This is a genomic window from Pseudomonas sp. PvP027 (assembly GCF_017833005.1).
In the GTDB taxonomy this organism is placed as follows: Bacteria; Pseudomonadota; Gammaproteobacteria; order Pseudomonadales; family Pseudomonadaceae; genus Aquipseudomonas; species Aquipseudomonas congelans.
The window spans coordinates 3,954,645-3,971,501 of sequence record NZ_JAFIBK010000001.1 but is presented as its reverse complement, the minus strand read 5'-3'; the positions used below and the strand labels follow the sequence as shown (position 1 = coordinate 3,971,501).

General features: G+C 56.2%; 25 protein-coding genes. 1 reads left to right on the top strand and 24 read right to left on the bottom strand.

Translation table 11 applies throughout. The features are described from left to right. Positions 1–5 precede the first annotated feature (5 nt). Both JOE33_RS17075 and JOE33_RS17070 read right to left on the bottom strand, forming a co-directional pair. Positions 6–575 (bottom strand): single-stranded DNA-binding protein, encoded by a 570-nt coding sequence (locus JOE33_RS17075; RefSeq protein ID WP_003426596.1) that lies wholly within the window; start codon positions 573–575, stop codon positions 6–8. Between the two features lie 9 nt (positions 576–584). Then, a complete protein-coding gene (locus tag JOE33_RS17070; protein WP_003426593.1) occupies positions 585–1,979 on the bottom strand; it encodes an MFS transporter in 1,395 nt (464 codons plus the stop codon). A gap of 129 nt (positions 1,980–2,108) precedes the next feature. Here JOE33_RS17070 and uvrA point away from each other — a divergent pair, with 129 nt between their 5' ends. Beyond that, complete coding sequence (uvrA, locus tag JOE33_RS17065) at positions 2,109–4,943, top strand: excinuclease ABC subunit UvrA (protein ID WP_010438214.1); 2,835 nt, start codon at positions 2,109–2,111, stop codon at positions 4,941–4,943. Positions 4,944–5,037: 94 nt separating this feature from the next. On the opposite strand, the gene bfr is transcribed toward uvrA, so the two are convergent. The 22 genes from bfr to rplP form a co-directional block, all read right to left on the bottom strand. Next, positions 5,038–5,502, bottom strand: coding sequence for a bacterioferritin (gene bfr / locus JOE33_RS17060; RefSeq protein ID WP_003317095.1), 465 nt, complete (start codon positions 5,500–5,502; stop codon positions 5,038–5,040). A gap of 154 nt (positions 5,503–5,656) precedes the next feature. Then, on the bottom strand, positions 5,657–7,102 hold the full coding sequence (locus JOE33_RS17055; RefSeq protein WP_074594962.1) for a catalase: 1,446 nt from the start codon (positions 7,100–7,102) through the stop codon (positions 5,657–5,659). A 167-nt stretch (positions 7,103–7,269) separates the two neighbouring features. After that, positions 7,270–7,656: a 50S ribosomal protein L17 gene (rplQ, locus tag JOE33_RS17050; RefSeq protein ID WP_002555463.1), complete on the bottom strand. Its 387-nt coding sequence runs from the start codon at positions 7,654–7,656 to the stop codon at positions 7,270–7,272. 41 nt (positions 7,657–7,697) lie between these two features. Next, positions 7,698–8,699: a DNA-directed RNA polymerase subunit alpha gene (rpoA, locus tag JOE33_RS17045; protein ID WP_002555464.1), complete on the bottom strand. Its 1,002-nt coding sequence runs from the start codon at positions 8,697–8,699 to the stop codon at positions 7,698–7,700. Positions 8,700–8,721: 22 nt separating this feature from the next. Next, a complete protein-coding gene (gene rpsD, locus JOE33_RS17040) occupies positions 8,722–9,342 on the bottom strand; it encodes a 30S ribosomal protein S4 (protein ID WP_002555465.1) in 621 nt (206 codons plus the stop codon). Between the two features lie 18 nt (positions 9,343–9,360). Beyond that, positions 9,361–9,750, bottom strand: coding sequence for a 30S ribosomal protein S11 (gene rpsK, locus JOE33_RS17035; RefSeq protein WP_002555466.1), 390 nt, complete (start codon positions 9,748–9,750; stop codon positions 9,361–9,363). Positions 9,751–9,780: 30 nt separating this feature from the next. Beyond that, a complete protein-coding gene (rpsM, locus tag JOE33_RS17030) occupies positions 9,781–10,137 on the bottom strand; it encodes a 30S ribosomal protein S13 (protein ID WP_002555467.1) in 357 nt (118 codons plus the stop codon). 130 nt (positions 10,138–10,267) lie between these two features. Beyond that, entirely contained in the window at positions 10,268–10,384 is a 117-nt protein-coding gene (rpmJ, locus tag JOE33_RS17025) for a 50S ribosomal protein L36 (protein ID WP_002555468.1), read from the bottom strand. Between the two features lie 28 nt (positions 10,385–10,412). Further along, on the bottom strand, positions 10,413–11,747 hold the full coding sequence (secY, locus tag JOE33_RS17020; RefSeq protein WP_187624878.1) for a preprotein translocase subunit SecY: 1,335 nt from the start codon (positions 11,745–11,747) through the stop codon (positions 10,413–10,415). After that, complete coding sequence (gene rplO / locus JOE33_RS17015; RefSeq protein WP_002555470.1) at positions 11,748–12,182, bottom strand: 50S ribosomal protein L15; 435 nt, start codon at positions 12,180–12,182, stop codon at positions 11,748–11,750. It lies immediately after the preceding gene. 3 nt (positions 12,183–12,185) lie between these two features. After that, complete coding sequence (rpmD, locus tag JOE33_RS17010; RefSeq protein WP_010438202.1) at positions 12,186–12,362, bottom strand: 50S ribosomal protein L30; 177 nt, start codon at positions 12,360–12,362, stop codon at positions 12,186–12,188. 2 nt (positions 12,363–12,364) lie between these two features. Then, positions 12,365–12,865 carry a 30S ribosomal protein S5 gene (gene rpsE / locus JOE33_RS17005; RefSeq protein WP_003317099.1) on the bottom strand — a complete coding sequence of 167 codons (501 nt, stop codon included), beginning with the start codon at positions 12,863–12,865 and terminating at the stop codon, positions 12,365–12,367. Between the two features lie 3 nt (positions 12,866–12,868). Continuing rightward, positions 12,869–13,219 carry a 50S ribosomal protein L18 gene (rplR, locus tag JOE33_RS17000; RefSeq protein ID WP_002555473.1) on the bottom strand — a complete coding sequence of 117 codons (351 nt, stop codon included), beginning with the start codon at positions 13,217–13,219 and terminating at the stop codon, positions 12,869–12,871. A gap of 10 nt (positions 13,220–13,229) precedes the next feature. After that, the gene (gene rplF, locus JOE33_RS16995) at positions 13,230–13,763 is read right to left on the bottom strand and encodes a 50S ribosomal protein L6 (RefSeq protein WP_003369019.1); all 534 of its coding nucleotides are present in this window, start codon (positions 13,761–13,763) and stop codon (positions 13,230–13,232) included. 12 nt (positions 13,764–13,775) lie between these two features. Next, complete coding sequence (gene rpsH, locus JOE33_RS16990) at positions 13,776–14,168, bottom strand: 30S ribosomal protein S8 (protein ID WP_002555475.1); 393 nt, start codon at positions 14,166–14,168, stop codon at positions 13,776–13,778. Positions 14,169–14,380: 212 nt separating this feature from the next. Beyond that, positions 14,381–14,686: a 30S ribosomal protein S14 gene (rpsN, locus tag JOE33_RS16985; protein WP_002555476.1), complete on the bottom strand. Its 306-nt coding sequence runs from the start codon at positions 14,684–14,686 to the stop codon at positions 14,381–14,383. Positions 14,687–14,699: 13 nt separating this feature from the next. Continuing rightward, positions 14,700–15,239, bottom strand: a complete 540-nt coding sequence (rplE, locus tag JOE33_RS16980; protein WP_002555477.1) for a 50S ribosomal protein L5 — start codon at positions 15,237–15,239, stop codon at positions 14,700–14,702. Positions 15,240–15,259: 20 nt separating this feature from the next. After that, positions 15,260–15,574 (bottom strand): 50S ribosomal protein L24, encoded by a 315-nt coding sequence (rplX, locus tag JOE33_RS16975; RefSeq protein ID WP_003317102.1) that lies wholly within the window; start codon positions 15,572–15,574, stop codon positions 15,260–15,262. Positions 15,575–15,585: 11 nt separating this feature from the next. Continuing rightward, positions 15,586–15,954, bottom strand: coding sequence for a 50S ribosomal protein L14 (gene rplN, locus JOE33_RS16970; RefSeq protein ID WP_002555479.1), 369 nt, complete (start codon positions 15,952–15,954; stop codon positions 15,586–15,588). 23 nt (positions 15,955–15,977) lie between these two features. Continuing rightward, entirely contained in the window at positions 15,978–16,244 is a 267-nt protein-coding gene (rpsQ, locus tag JOE33_RS16965; protein WP_002555480.1) for a 30S ribosomal protein S17, read from the bottom strand. Between the two features lie 2 nt (positions 16,245–16,246). Beyond that, positions 16,247–16,438 (bottom strand): 50S ribosomal protein L29, encoded by a 192-nt coding sequence (rpmC, locus tag JOE33_RS16960; protein ID WP_002555481.1) that lies wholly within the window; start codon positions 16,436–16,438, stop codon positions 16,247–16,249. Beyond that, on the bottom strand, positions 16,438–16,851 hold the full coding sequence (gene rplP, locus JOE33_RS16955) for a 50S ribosomal protein L16 (protein ID WP_002555482.1): 414 nt from the start codon (positions 16,849–16,851) through the stop codon (positions 16,438–16,440). Before rplP ends, rpmC begins: the two co-directional genes overlap by 1 nt. Positions 16,852–16,857 lie beyond the last annotated feature (6 nt).

Genomic DNA, 16,857 nt, shown 5'->3' with positions numbered 1-16,857 from the left:
ATATCCTAGAACGGAATATCATCATCAAAGCTGTCGAAATCAGCAGCCGGCTGCGGCGCTTGTTGTTGCGGCGCTGGACGCGAGTCGCGCTGTTGTGGCGGCTGCTGGTTGTAGTTCTGCTGAGGTGCAGACTGCTGCGGCGCCGACTGTTGTGGACGCGACTGCTGTGGACGAGGTGCGGACTGGTTGTAGTTGCCACCACCGCCCTGACCTTGTTGAGCGTCGCCCTGTGGACGGCCACCCAGCAGTTGCATGGTGCCCTGCATGTCGACGACGATTTCAGTGGTGTAGCGCTTGATACCGTCTTTTTCCCACTCGCGGGTCTGCAGCTTGCCTTCGATGTAGACCTGCGAACCCTTGCGCAGGTATTCGCCGGCGATTTCGGCGACCTTGCCGAACATCGATACACGGTGCCATTCGGTCTTTTCGACTTTCTGACCGGACTGCTTGTCAGTCCACTGTTCGCTGGTTGCCAGACTCAGGTTGGTCACGGCGTTACCGTTAGGCAAGTAGCGAACTTCGGGATCCTGGCCGCATGTACCGACCAATATGACTTTGTTAACCCCACGGGCCATAACGTTCTCCTAGGCTTCGCACGCTTCTGACGCTGGATTGACCAGCTTTTCGAGAGAGGCACGATCCAATAATTTTGTGTCGAGTTTTATGTAGATGGCTGCCTCTTCCGCAACCACCACTGCATCTGTCACGCCTGCTACGGACATCAAACGCTCTGCCAGGCCTGCTTCACGCTGCGCCTGCGGCGACAACGGCAGACGTAGGCTGGTCACGTAAGGCGGTTCTCGCATGGTCACTGCGAAGGCGAGCCAGACGGCGGCCATGGCTGCACCACCCAGGAACACCACATCGAGCCCACCGTGCTGGAACAACCAGCCGCCCAGTATCCCACCTGCGGCCGATCCAAGAAACTGGCTGGTGGAATAAACTCCCATTGCCGTGCCTTTTCCGCCGGCCGGTGAAACCTTGCTGATCAGCGACGGCAAGGAGGCTTCCAGCAGGTTGAACGCGGTGAAGAATACCACTGTCCCGATGACCAGTGCCCGCAACGTGTCCCCGTATGCCCAGAAGAATAGCTCAGCCAGCATCAAAACTGTGACGGCGCCCAGCAGAACGCGCTTCATTTGACGTTTCTTCTCGCCATAGATGATGAACGGGATCATCGCGAAGAAGGAAACCAGCAAGGCGGTCAGGTAGACCCACCAGTGTTGTTCCTTGGGCAAACCGGCTTTTTCGACCAGCGCCAGCGGCAAAGCCACGAAGCTGGACATGAGCATCGCATGCAACACGAAGATACCCAAATCCAGGCGCAGCAGGTCCGGATGACGCAACGTCGCCCCCAGCGCCTGCTTGGCGACGCCGGATTCGCGGTGCATTAATGCCCCGCTGGCCTTGGGCACCACGTAGGCGACGATGAGAACACCTATCAAGGCCATGCCGCCGGTGGCCAGAAACAGCCCGGAAAGACCGAACATGCCAGTGATCACCGGGCCGACGACCATGGCGATGGCGAACGACAGACCGATGGTCATGCCGATCATGGCCATGGCCTTGGTGCGGTGCTGTTCGCGGGTCAGGTCGGAGAGCAGCGCCATGACCGCCGCGGAAATAGCGCCAGCCCCCTGCAGGATACGTCCGGCAATGATTCCCCAGATCGAATCCGCATTCGCTGCCACCACGCTGCCGATCGCAAAAATGATCAGGCCGAAATAAATGACCGGTCGCCGGCCGATACGGTCGGAAATGATCCCGAACGGTATCTGCAATACAGCCTGGGTCAGACCGTAGGCGCCAATCGCCAGACCGATCAGTGCAGGGCTCGCGCCTGCCAAGTCCATGCCGTAGGTTGCCAGAACCGGCAAGACCATGAACATGCCAAGCATGCGGAACGCGAACACCAGGGCCAGACCGCCTGCTGCGCGGGTCTCGCCGCTACTCATACGCTCGCTGTGGGTATCGTGCATGGAATAACCTCGTGTGAACCGGCGGCGATTCTACCAGTCCCATCGTTGTACAGCACATACGCGACGCTTTGCCGCGTGATGGCTCGGAGCCGTATACTCCGTCGTTTATGCCCGCCAAGCGAGGCCGCAGTGGACAAGATCCTGATACGTGGGGCACGAACCCACAACCTGAAAAATATTGACCTGACACTTCCCCGCGACAAACTGATCGTTATCACCGGGCTCTCCGGCTCAGGCAAGTCTTCGCTGGCTTTCGATACGCTGTACGCCGAAGGGCAACGCCGCTATGTCGAATCGCTGTCGGCCTATGCCCGCCAGTTTCTGTCGATGATGGAAAAACCGGACGTCGACACCATCGAAGGTCTGTCGCCGGCGATTTCCATCGAGCAGAAGTCTACTTCACATAACCCGCGCTCGACCGTGGGTACGATCACCGAAATTTACGACTACCTGCGTCTTTTGTATGCGCGCGTCGGCCAGCCTCGCTGCCCGGACCACGATATCCCGCTGGAAGCCCAGACGGTCAGCCAGATGGTCGACCTGGTGCTGACCCAGCCGGAGGGCAGCAAATTGATGCTGCTTGCGCCGGTTATCCGCGAGCGCAAGGGTGAGCATCTTTCGGTTTTTGAAGAGCTGCGCGCGCAGGGCTTTGTCCGGGCGCGAGTCAACGGCAAGCTGTGCGAGCTGGATGAGCTGCCGAAGCTGGACAAGCAGAAGAAGCACTCGATCGATGTGGTCGTTGACCGTTTCAAGGTCCGCGCCGACCTGCAGCAGCGTCTGGCCGAGTCCTTTGAAACCGCCCTGAAGCTGGCCGACGGTATCGCCCTGGTTGCGCCGATGGACGACGAGCCGGGCGAGGAAGTGATTTTCTCCGCCCGCTTCGCCTGCCCGATCTGTGGCCATGCGATCAGCGAACTGGAGCCGAAGCTGTTCTCCTTCAACAACCCGGCTGGCGCCTGCCCGACCTGTGACGGCCTGGGCGTGAAGCAGTTCTTCGATATCAAGCGGCTGGTGAATGCCGAACTGACGCTTGCCGAAGGCGCGATACGAGGCTGGGACAGGCGTAACGTCTATTACTTCCAGATGCTCGGCTCGCTCTCCAAGCACTATGGCTTCAGCCTGGAAATGCCGTTCAAGCAGATCCCGGCCGACATGCAGAAGATCCTGCTCAACGGCAGTGGCTCGCAGAGTGTCGACTTCCGCTACCTGAATGACCGCGGCGATATCGTCAAGCGCGCGCACCCGTTCGAAGGCATCGTGCCGAATCTGGAGCGTCGCTATCGGGAAACCGAATCGGCCACGGTCCGCGAAGAGCTCGCCAAGTTCCTGGGCACGCAGCCCTGCCCTGACTGCCGAGGCACTCGTCTGCGTCGTGAAGCGCGCCATGTGTGGGTAGGTGAAAAGACTCTGCCTGCAGTCACCAATCTGCCGATTGGCGACGCGACGCATTACTTCGAAACACTCAAGCTGACCGGACGACGTGGCGAGATCGCCGACAAGATCCTCAAGGAAATTCGCGAGCGTCTGCAGTTTCTGGTCAACGTGGGCCTGGACTACCTGACCCTGGACCGTAGCGCGGACACCCTGTCCGGCGGCGAAGCACAGCGTATTCGTCTGGCCAGCCAGATTGGTGCGGGCCTGGTCGGGGTGATGTACATCCTCGATGAGCCGTCAATCGGTCTGCACCAACGCGACAACGATCGCTTGCTGGGTACGCTCAAGCACCTGCGCGACATCGGCAATACGGTGATTGTGGTCGAGCACGATGAAGACGCGATTCGTCTGGCTGACTACGTGGTCGACATTGGCCCCGGGGCCGGCGTGCATGGTGGTCATATCGTTGCCGAAGGTACGCCGGACGAGGTGATGTCGCATCCCGACTCGCTGACCGGCAAATACCTGTCGGGCCGCGTGAAGATTGCCGTTCCTGCCAAGCGCACCCCGCGTAACAAAAAGCTCTCGCTGACTCTCAAGGGTGCGCGTGGCAATAACCTGCAAAACGTCAATCTCGAAATCCCCATCGGTCTGCTGACCTGTGTGACGGGTGTGTCCGGATCAGGCAAGTCGACGCTGATCAACAACACGCTGTTCCCGCTGAGCGCCACGGCACTGAACGGTGCCACGACGCTGGAAGCGGCGACCCACGACAGCATCAACGGCCTACAGCACCTGGACAAGGTGGTGGACATCGACCAGAGCCCTATCGGTCGTACGCCGCGCTCCAATCCAGCGACCTACACCGGGCTGTTCACGCCGATTCGCGAACTATTCGCCGGGGTTCCGGAATCACGCTCGCGGGGCTACGGTCCGGGGCGGTTCTCGTTCAACGTCAAGGGCGGCCGCTGCGAGGCGTGCCAGGGTGACGGGCTGATCAAGGTCGAGATGCACTTTTTGCCGGACATCTACGTGCCCTGCGATGTGTGCAAGAGCAAGCGTTACAACCGCGAAACGCTTGAGGTCAAGTACAAGGGCAAGAACGTCCACGAAGTGCTGGAGATGACCATCGAGGAAGCGCGTGAATTCTTCGACGCCGTTCCGGCACTGGCGCGCAAGCTGCAAACCCTGATGGATGTAGGGCTTTCCTATATCAAGCTGGGGCAATCGGCGACGACCTTGTCAGGCGGAGAGGCGCAGCGGGTCAAGCTGTCGCGAGAACTGTCAAAGCGCGACACCGGCAAGACGCTGTACATCCTCGACGAACCGACCACAGGCCTGCACTTTGCGGATATTCAACAGTTGCTGGATGTACTGCATCGCCTCCGCGACCACGGCAATACCGTGGTGGTGATCGAGCACAACCTGGATGTGATCAAGACGGCCGACTGGCTGGTGGATCTGGGCCCGGAAGGCGGTTCGAGAGGTGGGCAGATCATTGCGACCGGCACGCCTGAGCAGGTCGCCGAGATGGAACAGTCCTACACCGGTCATTACCTGAAGCCTCTGTTGATCAGAGACAAAGCCTGACTCGGGTGAAGAAAACGGGTTCGCCGTCAGTCGAACCCGGATACAAAAAAGCTCCTGTCACGCAAGTGCAGGAGCTTTTTTATGAGCGGCTGAATCAGAACTGCGATTGCAGATAGTTCTGCAGGCCGATGGACTTGATCAGACCCATCTGCTGTTCAAGCCAGTAGGTATGATCTTCTTCCGTATCAGCCAACTGCACGCGCAGGATTTCGCGGGTAACGTAGTCGCTGTGCAGCTCACAGAGCTCGATACCCTTGCACAGGGCAGCACGTACCTTGTATTCGAGGCGCAGATCGCTGGCGAGCATCTCAGGCACTGTGGTGCCGACGTCGAGGTCGTCCGGGCGCATGCGCGGCGTGCCTTCGAGCATGAGGATACGACGCATCAACGCATCAGCGTGTTGCGCCTCTTCTTCCATCTCATGATTGATACGCTCGTAGAGCTTCGAAAAGCCCCAGTCTTCGTACATGCGTGAGTGAACGAAATACTGGTCACGAGCTGCCAGTTCGCCCGTGAGCAACGTGTTGAGATAATCGATTACTTCCGGGTGGCCTTGCATCGCACCAGACTCCTGCTTCAAAGCCGATAGTTTGAACCAAGCGCCGCGCAAGGTCACTTAGAAAAACGCAATAAACCGACGAAAAGTGGCGAAATTACGCCGTTAAGAAGCGAAAAACCGCCCAAATGAGGGCGGTTCTGTTTCTCACTTCGACTCAGCCCAGTTTTAAGCCCAATGCGCTGGCGATGCCCTCGCCATAAGCAGGGTCAGCTTTGTAGAAATGCTGCAACTGACGTTGCACGACATCACTGGAAACGCCTGCCATTGCTCCGGCAATGTTGCTGATCAACAGCGATTTCTGATCGGCGCTCATCAGGTTGAACAACTTGCCTGCCTGACTGTAGTAATCACCGTCTACCCGATGATCATGACGATCTGCGGCACCGCTCAGAGACAACGCAGGCTCTGCGTAGCGCGAATCCTCTTTCGGCGCATCCGAATAGCTGTTGGGCTCATAGTTTGGCGCCGCACCGCCATTGGTGCCGAAGGCCATCGACCCGTCACGCTGATAGCTGTGCACCGGACTCTTGGGCGCATTGATAGGCAACTGCTGGTGATTGGTACCCACGCGGTAGCGATGCGCATCAGCATAGGCAAATACACGCCCTTGCAGCATACGGTCTGGCGAAAGACCAACGCCTGGCACCATGTTGCTCGGGCCAAATGCAGCCTGCTCAACTTCGGCAAAGTAGTTGAGAGGGTTACGGTTCAACTCCAGCTCGCCCACCTCGATCAGCGGGTATTCTTTCTGCGACCAGGTCTTGGTCACGTCGAACGGGTTTTCATGATGATTCGCAGCCTGAGCCTCGCTCATCAGCTGAATGCACACCTGCCACTTGGGGAAGTCGCCCTTCTCGATGGCAGTGAACAGATCGCGCTGAGCGTAATCGGGATCAGTACCGGCAATCCGCGCAGCCTCTGCAGGTGCGAGGTTCTTGATACCCTGGCGGGTCTTGTAATGCCACTTCACCCAATGACGCTCGCCTGCAGCGCTGATGAGGCTGTAGGTGTGGCTACCGAAGCCGTGCATGTGGCGGTAGCCGTCCGGAATGCCACGATCGGAGAACAGAATGGTGACCTGGTGCAGCGCCTCAGGCGAGTGCGACCAGAAATCCCACATCATCTGAGGGCTTTTCAGATTGGTTTGCGGCAGGCGCTTCTGGGTGTGAATGAAGTCAGGGAATTTCAGAGGGTCACGGATAAAGAACACGGGGGTGTTGTTGCCCACGATGTCCCAGTTACCTTCTTCGGTGTAGAACTTGATCGCAAAGCCGCGTGGGTCACGCTCGGTGTCAGCCGAACCACGCTCACCGCCTACGGTGGAGAAGCGCAGGAAAATCGGCGTCTGCTTACCGACCGTATCGAACAGCTTGGCGCTGGTGTATTGGCTGATATCGCGGGTCACGGTGAACGTACCATGAGCACCCGATCCTTTGGCGTGCACGCGACGCTCCGGGATGTTTTCACGGTTGAAGTGGGCCAGCTTTTCGATCAGATGGAAATCATCGAGTAGTAGAGGACCACGCGGGCCTGCCGAACGGGAGTTCTGATTGTCTGCGACTGGAGCACCGCTGGCGGTCGTAAGGGTCTTCTGGCTCATCTACATCTTCCTCTGCTGTGTATGGCCGGTTGATCGGCTTGAGAGAAAGTATTGTTGAAAGCTATTGCAACGTCGAATTCATTAAATCATGACTATCGATAGCAATTCTTAATTCCGGAAAACAAAAAACCGGGCACTAGGCCCGGTTTTCTGTTCAAACTGATGTCTTATTCAGCGGCTTCTACAGAGCCACCGACAGGACGATCAACCAACTCGACGTACGCCATTGGCGCGTTGTCGCCAGCGCGGAAACCGCACTTGAGGATGCGCAGGTAGCCGCCCTGACGGGTTGCATAGCGCTTGCCCAGATCGTTGAACAGCTTGCCGACGATTTCTTTCGAACGAGTACGGTCGAAAGCCAGACGACGGTTGGCAACGCTGTCTTCCTTGGCCAGGGTGATCAGCGGCTCGGCAACGCGGCGCAGTTCCTTGGCTTTCGGCAGGGTAGTTTTGATCAGCTCGTGCTCGAACAGCGACACCGCCATGTTTTGGAACATGGCTTTGCGGTGAGAGCTGGTACGGCTCAGGTGACGTCCACTTTTACGATGACGCATGGTTCATTCCTTACCAAACTCGCGTTCGGTGATTACGACGATCAGGCCGTAGCCTTGTCGTCCTTCTTAAGACTTGCCGGCGGCCAGTTGTCGAGGCGCATGCCGAGGGAGAGACCACGAGAAGCCAGAACGTCCTTGATCTCGGTCAAGGATTTCTTGCCCAGGTTCGGAGTCTTCAACAGCTCTACTTCGGTGCGCTGAATCAGATCGCCGATGTAGTAGATGTTCTCCGCCTTAAGGCAGTTGGCCGAACGCACGGTCAGTTCCAAATCGTCAACCGGACGAAGCAGGATCGGATCGATCTCGTCTTCCTGTTCGATTACCACTGGTTCGCTGTCGCCTTTGAGGTCCACGAACGCAGCCAACTGCTGTTGCAGGATGGTTGCAGCGCGACGGATAGCCTCTTCAGGGTCCAGAGTACCGTTGGTTTCCAGATCAATAACCAGCTTGTCCAGGTTAGTACGCTGTTCGACACGGGCGTTTTCCACCACGTATGCGATACGGCGAACCGGGCTGAACGAAGAGTCAAGCTGCAAGCGACCAATGCTGCGGCTTTCGTCTTCATCGCTTTGACGCGAGTCTGCCGGCTCATAACCACGACCACGAGCTACGGTGAGCTTCATGTTCAAGACGCCGTTAGACGCCAGGTTAGCGATTACGTGATCGGGGTTAACGATCTCGACATCATGATCCAGCTGAATATCGGCAGCGGTAACCACCCCCGAACCCTTCTTCGACAAGGTCAGCGTAACTTCGTCTCGACCGTGCAGCTTGATAGCCAGACCTTTAAGGTTCAACAGGATTTCAATGACGTCTTCCTGTACACCTTCGATGGCGCTGTACTCATGGAGTACACCGTCAATCTCGGCCTCGACTACTGCACAGCCGGGCATGGAGGACAACAAAATGCGGCGAAGCGCGTTGCCCAGGGTATGGCCGAAACCACGCTCGAGAGGCTCGAGAGTGATTTTGGCGCGGGTTGGACTGACAACCTGCACATCAATGTGGCGGGGTGTCAGGAACTCATTTACCGAAATCTGCATGGATGCACCTATTTTCTAGCCCTTACTTGGAGTAGAGCTCGACAATCAGGCTTTCGTTGATGTCGGCGGATAGATCACTGCGAGCTGGAACGTTCTTGAAAACGCCCGATTTCTTCTCAGTGTCTACTTCTACCCATTCTACGCGGCCACGTTGGGCACACAGATCGAGAGCCTGGACAATACGCAGCTGATTCTTAGCTTTTTCGCGGATAGCAACAACGTCGCCAGCACGAACCTGATAAGAAGGAACGTTAACGGTTTTGCCGTTTACGCTGACCGACTTGTGCGAAACCAATTGACGGGATTCTGCACGCGTCGAGCCGAAGCCCATGCGGTATACAACGTTGTCCAGACGGCATTCGAGCAGTTGCAGCAGGTTCTCGCCTGTTGCACCTTTCTTGCCGGCGGCTTCTTTGTAGTAGCCGCTGAACTGACGCTCGAGAACGCCGTAGATACGACGGACTTTTTGCTTTTCACGCAGCTGAGTACCGTAATCGGACTGGCGACCACGACGTTGGCCGTGGATACCTGGAGCTGCTTCGATGTTGCACTTGGATTCGATAGCGCGAACGCCGCTCTTCAGAAAGAGATCGGTGCCTTCACGACGAGCAAGTTTGCATTTTGGACCAATGTAACGAGCCATTTCTTACAGTCTCCTGGATTACACGCGGCGCTTCTTCGGCGGACGGCACCCGTTGTGCGGGATTGGCGTCACGTCGGTGATGCTGGCGATCTTATAGCCACAGCCGTTCAATGCACGGACAGCGGATTCACGACCTGGGCCTGGACCCTTGACATTGACGTCGAGGTTCTTCAGACCGTACTCCAGCGCAGCTTGACCAGCACGTTCAGCAGCTACTTGAGCAGCGAACGGGGTGGACTTGCGCGAACCACGGAAACCCGAACCGCCGGAGGTAGCCCACGAAAGAGCGTTACCTTGACGATCGGTAATGGTGACGATTGTGTTGTTAAACGACGCGTGGATGTGGGCGATGCCATCAACCACTGTCTTTTTAACTTTTTTACGAGGACGAGCAGCAGGTTTTGCCATGACTAAATTCCTGTCGTTGCGCTGGTGCGATTACTTGCGGATCGGCTTACGCGGACCTTTGCGAGTACGCGCGTTGGTCTTGGTACGCTGACCGCGCACTGGAAGACCACGACGATGACGCAGACCGCGGTAGCAGCCCAGGTCCATCAAGCGCTTGATTTTCATGTTGATTTCGCGACGCAGGTCACCTTCAGTGGTGAACTTCGCCACTTCGCCACGCAGCTGTTCAATCTGCTCGTCGCTCAGATCTTTGATTTTCACCGCCGGATTTACGCCGGTGGTTGCACAAATTTTCTGTGCGGTGGTGCGACCAACACCATAGATGTAGGTCAACGAGATAACAGTATGCTTGTTATCTGGAATGTTAACGCCTGCAATACGGGCCATTCAGTGGGACTCCAATTGACAGCTACCTACGCCCCGGAAGCCAAGAAATAGGGCGCGAGATAATATCGCTGTAGTAACAAATAATCAACCCAGCAGCGCACTAGCTGCTGGGCTTAAGCACAAATCACAATCAGCCTTGGCGCTGCTTATGACGTGGTTCCGCGCTGCAAATTACTCGAACCACACCTTCGCGGCGGATAATCTTGCAGTTACGGCACAGCTTTTTCACCGATGCACGAACTTTCATCACCAACTCCTCGAACCTTAGGGGTGCTTCAGCGCAGCATACCGCCGCTGCCACCGTAGCCCTTCAGGTTGGCTTTCTTCATCAGGGATTCATACTGGTGCGAAACGAGGTGAGATTGCACTTGCGACATAAAGTCCATCACAACCACGACCACGATCAGCAACGAGGTCCCGCCAAGGTAGAACGGTACGTTTGCCGCGACCACCAGGAACTGGGGAAGCAGACACACGGCCGTCATATATAGAGCACCGAACATGGTCAAGCGAGTCAAAACGCCATCAATATAGCGCGCCGACTGCTCGCCTGGACGAATACCCGGAATAAAGGCACCGGACTTCTTCAGGTTTTCCGCTACGTCTTTCGGATTGAACATCAACGCCGTATAGAAGAAGCAGAAGAAAATAATCCCTGCACTAAACAGCAGAATATTCAACGGCTGACCAGGAGCGATCGACTGCGAGATGTCCTGCAACCAGCCCAGACCTTCAGACTGACCGAACCAGGACCCCAACGAAGCCGGGAACAGCAAAATGCTGCTCGCGAAAATGGCCGGTATAACACCAGCCATGTTCACTTTCAGCGGCAAGTGGCTGGTCTGCGCAGCGAAGACCTTGCGGCCCTGCTGACGCTTGGCGTAGTGAACAGCGATACGACGCTGACCACGCTCAATGAACACCACAAAACCGATGATCGCTACCGCCAGCAAACCGATTGCAACCAGAGCGAAGATATTGATATCACCCTGACGTGCAGACTCGAAAGACTGCCCTATTGCTCTCGGAAGACCGGCGACGATACCTGCGAAAATCAACATCGAGATACCGTTGCCGACACCGCGCTCGGTGATCTGCTCGCCCAGCCACATCATGAACATCGCACCTGCCACGAAGGTAGTTACGGCCACAAAGTGGAAACCCAGGTCCACAGAAAACGCTACGCCCTGACTCGCCAGACCAACGGACATGCCGATAGCTTGGACCAGAGCCAGGACAACGGTGCCATAGCGGGTGTACTGGCTTATCTTGCGACGGCCAGCTTCACCTTCCTTCTTCAACTGCTCCAGCTGCGGGCTGACGGCGGTCATCAGCTGCATGATGATCGATGCCGAAATGTACGGCATGATCCCCAGTGCAAAGATGCTCATCCGTTCCAGCGCGCCGCCGGAAAACATGTTGAACAAGCTAAGAATGGTCCCCTCATTCTGTCGAAACAGTTCTGCGAGTCGGTCCGGGTTGATACCTGGAACCGGGATGTGTGCGCCTATTCGGTAGACGATAATCGCCAGGAACAGAAAACGCAGACGAGCCCAGAGTTCAGACATACCGCCTTTGCCGAGCGCTGAGAGAGCACCTTGCTTAGCCATTTATTCCTCGAACTTGCCGCCAGCTGCTTCGATAGCCGCACGCGCACCTTTGGTGGCGGCGATACCCTTGATAGTGACAGCGCGAGTAACTTCGCCCGACAGCATGATTTTCACACGCTGAACGTTCTGGTTAATCACGTTGGCATCTTTCAGGGACTGCACAGTTACGATGTCGCCTTCCACTTTAGCCAGCTCGGACAGACGCACTTCTGCGCGGTCCATGGCCTTCAGGGAAACGAAACCGAATTTCGGCAGGCGACGATGCAGCGGCTGTTGGCCGCCCTCAAAGCCCGGAGCAATAGTGCCACCGGAGCGGGAGCTTTGACCTTTGTGGCCACGGCCACCGGTCTTGCCCAAACCACTACCGATACCACGGCCCGGACGATGCTTTTCGCGACGGGAACCCGGCGCTGGACTCAGATCATTGAGTTTCATCGATTAACCCTCGACTCGCAGCATGTAGTAAGCCTTGTTGATCATCCCGCGATTTTCGGGAGTATCCAGGACTTCTACAGTGTGACCGATGCGACGCAGACCCAAACCCTTAACACACAGTCTGTGGTTAGGGATGCGGCCGGTCATGCTTTTGATCAACGTTACTTTAACGGTAGCCATGATCAGATGATCTCCTCAACACGCTTGCCACGCTTGGCAGCGATCGACTCAGGAGACTGCATGCCCTTCAAACCCTTGAACGTAGCGTGAACCACGTTTACTGGGTTAGTCGAACCGTAGCACTTGGCCAATACGTTCTGTACACCAGCAACTTCCAACACTGCGCGCATTGCGCCGCCAGCGATGATACCGGTACCTTCGGAAGCAGGCTGCATGTACACCTTGGAGGCGCCATGAGCAGACTTCATCGCGTACTGCAGGGTAGTGCCGTTCAGATCAACCTGAATCATGTTGCGACGAGCAGCTTCCATCGCTTTCTGGATTGCAGCAGGCACTTCACGTGACTTGCCACGGCCGAAGCCAACGCGCCCTTTACCATCACCCACTACGGTCAACGCAGTGAAAGTGAAGATACGGCCGCCTTTTACGGTTTTGGCCACGCGGTTAACTTGAACCAGCTTCTCGATGTAGCCTTCGTCGCGTTTTTGGTCGTGATTTGACATAACTTAGAACTCCAGCCCGCCTTCACGAGCAGCATCAGCCAGCGCTTTGACACGGCCGTGGTACTTGAAGCCAGAACGGTCGAAAGCGACTTGCGATACACCCGCGGCTTTCGCGCGCTCGGCGACCAGCTTGCCAACCTTAGTGGCCGCGTCGATGTTGCCAGTGGCGCCATCACGCAGTTCTTTGTCCAAAGTCGAGGCGCTTGCCAGGACTTTGCTGCCGTCGGCCGAGATGACCTGGGCATAAATGTGCTGCGAAGAGCGGTGCACGCAGAGACGCACGACTTCTAGCTCGTGCATTTTCAGGCGTGCTTTGCGAGCGCGACGCAGTCGGGTAACTTTTTTGACGGTCATTTGCTATGCCCTACTTCTTCTTGGCTTCTTTACGGCGGACGACTTCGTCCGCGTAACGCACACCTTTGCCTTTGTAAGGCTCAGGACGGCGGAAGTCGCGGATCTCAGCGGCCACTTGACCAACCAACTGCTTATCGATACCGCGAATCAGGATATCGGTCTGGCTGGGGGTCTCAGCGGTGATGCCATTCGGCAATTCATAGTCCACCGGGTGCGAGAAGCCAAGTGCAAGGTTCAGGACCGTGCCTTTTGCTTGCGCCTTGTAACCAACACCGACCAGCTGGAGCTTACGCTCAAAGCCTTGGCTTACGCCCTGGACCATGTTGTTAACCAGTGCACGAGTGGTGCCTGCCATTGCGCGGGTTTGTTGATCGCCATTGCGAGCAGCGAAACGCAGCTCACCAGCTTCTTCAACAATCTCAACGGACGAATGGATGTTCAGTTCTAGAGTGCCCTTGGCACCCTTCACCGAAAGCTGCTGGCCGACGAGTTTGACTTCGACGCCGGATGGCAACTTAACGGGGTTCTTAGCTACGCGTGACATGCTTATCCCCCCTTAGAACACAGTGCAAAGCACTTCGCCACCGACACCGGCAGCGCGCGCAGCACGATCCGTCATCACACCTTTACTGGTGGAGACGATAGACACACCAAGACCGCCACGAACTTTCGGCAGATCATCGGAGGACTTGTACTGACGCAAGCCTGGGCGGCTGACGCGCTTAACCTCTTCAATGACCGGACGGCCTTCGAAGTACTTAAGCTCGATGGACAGCGAGGATTTAACTTCGCTGCTGATCTGATAACCCGCAATGTAGCCTTCGTCCTTCAGGACTTTTGCTACAGCAACCTTCAACGTGGAAGATGGCATGCTTACGACGGGCTTTTCAGCCATCTGGGCATTACGGATACGAGTTAGCATGTCCGCTAACGGGTCCTGCATACTCATGGGCTAGACGCTCCTAAAACAAAATAATTAGCCTTGCGGCTACAGCTTGATCGCCGAGAACTTCCGGGCAAGTAAAAACACGGGCTCAGGCGAGCCGGCAATTCTAGTCCTACCCCAGAAATGAATCAAGCCCCAAAAGGGGCTTGATTCAAATTCAGGCTTCATACCGACCAGTGACTTGCGCAACCGGCCGGTACGAAACGAGAGGTGCGTTACCAGCTGGCTTTGACCAGACCTGGTACGTCGCCACGCATGGCCGCTTCACGCAGTTTGTTACGGCCGAGGCCGAACTTGCGGTAAACGCCGTGTGGACGACCAGTGATGCGGCAACGGTTACGCATGCGCGCAGCGCTTGCGTCACGTGGTTGCTTCTGCAGGGCTACGGTAGCCTCCCAACGCGCTTCTGGACTTGCGTTCAGATCAACGATGATTGCTTTCAGCTCTGCACGCTTCTTGGCGTACTTGGCAACGGTGAGCTGACGCTTCAGCTCACGGTTTTTCATGCTCTTCTTGGCCATTTTCCTACTCCAATCAGTTGCGGAACGGGAATTTGAAAGCACGCAGCAGTGCGCGACCTTCATCATCGTTCTTGGCAGTGGTGGTCAGGGTAATGTCCAGACCGCGGAGAGCATCGATCTTGTCGTAGTCGATTTCCGGGAAAATGATCTGCTCTTTTACGCCCATGCTGTAGTTACCACGACCATCGAAGGACTTGGCATTCAGGCCGCGGAAGTCGCGAACCCGAGGCAGGGAGATCGACAGCAGACGATCCAGGAATTCGTACATACGATCGCGGCGCAGAGTCACTTTGACACCGATCGGCCAACCTTCGCGGACTTTAAAGCCAGCGATGGATTTCCGAGCGTAAGTCACAACGACTTTTTGACCGGTGATCTTTTCCAGGTCAGCAACAGCGTGCTCGATGACTTTTTTGTCGCCGATCGCTTCGCCCAGACCCATGTTCAGGGTGATTTTGGTAACGCGCGGAACTTCCATCACGTTCGAAAGCTTAAGTTCTTCCTTAAGTTTCGGAGCGATTTCCTTCCGGTAAATCTCTTTTAGTCGTGCCATGGTCTTCTACCTAGCAGTGTTCAAGCATCAACCGCTTTTTGGGTCGACTTGAAGACACGAATTTTCTTGCCGTCTTCAACTTTGAAACCAACGCGGTCAGCCTTGTTGGTTGCGCCGTTGAAAATGGCGACGTTAGAAGCGTGCATTGGCGCTTCTTTCTCGACGATACCGCCCTGTACGCCCGACATCGGGTTTGGCTTGGTATGACGCTTCACCAGGTTGATCCCACCAACGACCAAACGGTCGTCAGCGAGAACCTTGAGCACCTTACCGCGCTTACCTTTGTCTTTGCCGGCGATCACGATGATCTCGTCGTCACGACGAATCTTTTGCATGTCGGATCTCCTTAGAGCACTTCTGGGGCGAGCGAGACGATCTTCATGAACTTCTCAGTACGAAGTTCACGGGTCACTGGCCCAAAGATACGGGTACCGATCGGCTCTTGCTTGTTGTTCAAAAGAACAGCAGCGTTGCCATCGAAGCGGATGATGGAGCCGTCTGCACGACGAACACCATGGCGAGTGCGGACTACAACAGCAGTCATCACTTGGCCTTTCTTCACCTTGCCGCGAGGAATTGCTTCCTTGACGGTTACTTTGATGATGTCACCGATACCAGCGTAACGACGATGGGAGCCACCCAGCACCTTGATGCACATAACGCGGCGTGCGCCGCTGTTATCGGCCACATCGAGCATGGATTGAGTCTGAATCATATAATTTCTCCGACCCCTAGCCCTTAGACTTCCACAGCGCGTTCGAGGATATCAACCAACGCCCAAGACTTGGTCTTGGCTACCGGACGAGTTTCACGAATAGTGACCTTGTCGCCGATATGGCATTGATTGGTTTCGTCGTGCGCGTGCAGCTTAGTCGAACGCTTAACGTATTTACCGTAGATCGGGTGCTTTACGCGACGCTCGATCAGAACGGTGATGGTCTTGTCCATCTTGTCGCTGACAACACGGCCAGTCAGCGTACGGACAGTTTTTTCGGCTTCAGCCATGATTACTTACCTGCCTGCTGGTTGAGCACAGTTTTCACGCGAGCGATGTCACGCTTAACTTGCGAGAGCAGATGAGACTGCCCCAACTGGCCAGTTGCTTTCTGCATACGCAGATTGAACTGGTCGCGCAGCAGGCCGAGCAGTTGCTCGTTCAGCTGCTGTGCTGATTTTTCACGAAGTTCATTCGCTTTCATCACATCACCGTCCGCTTAACAAAGGAGGTGGCGAGCGGCAGCTTTGCAGCAGCCAGGGCGAAAGCCTCACGCGCCAGCTCTTCAGTAACACCCTCGATTTCATACAGGACTTTGCCTGGCTGAATCTGGGCAACCCAGTACTCCACGTTACCCTTACCTTTACCCATCCGAACTTCGAGTGGCTTTTTGGTTACAGGCTTGTCCGGGAACACACGGATCCAGATCTTGCCGCCACGTTTTACGTGACGGGTCAGAGCACGACGCGCTGACTCGATCTGACGAGCGGTGAGACGACCACGAGCAACAGACTTCAGCGCGAACTCGCCGAAGCTGACTTTGCTACCGCGCAGTGCCAGACCACGGTTGTGGCCGGTCATCTGCTTGCGGAACTTCGTACGCTTTGGTTGCAACATTTGGCG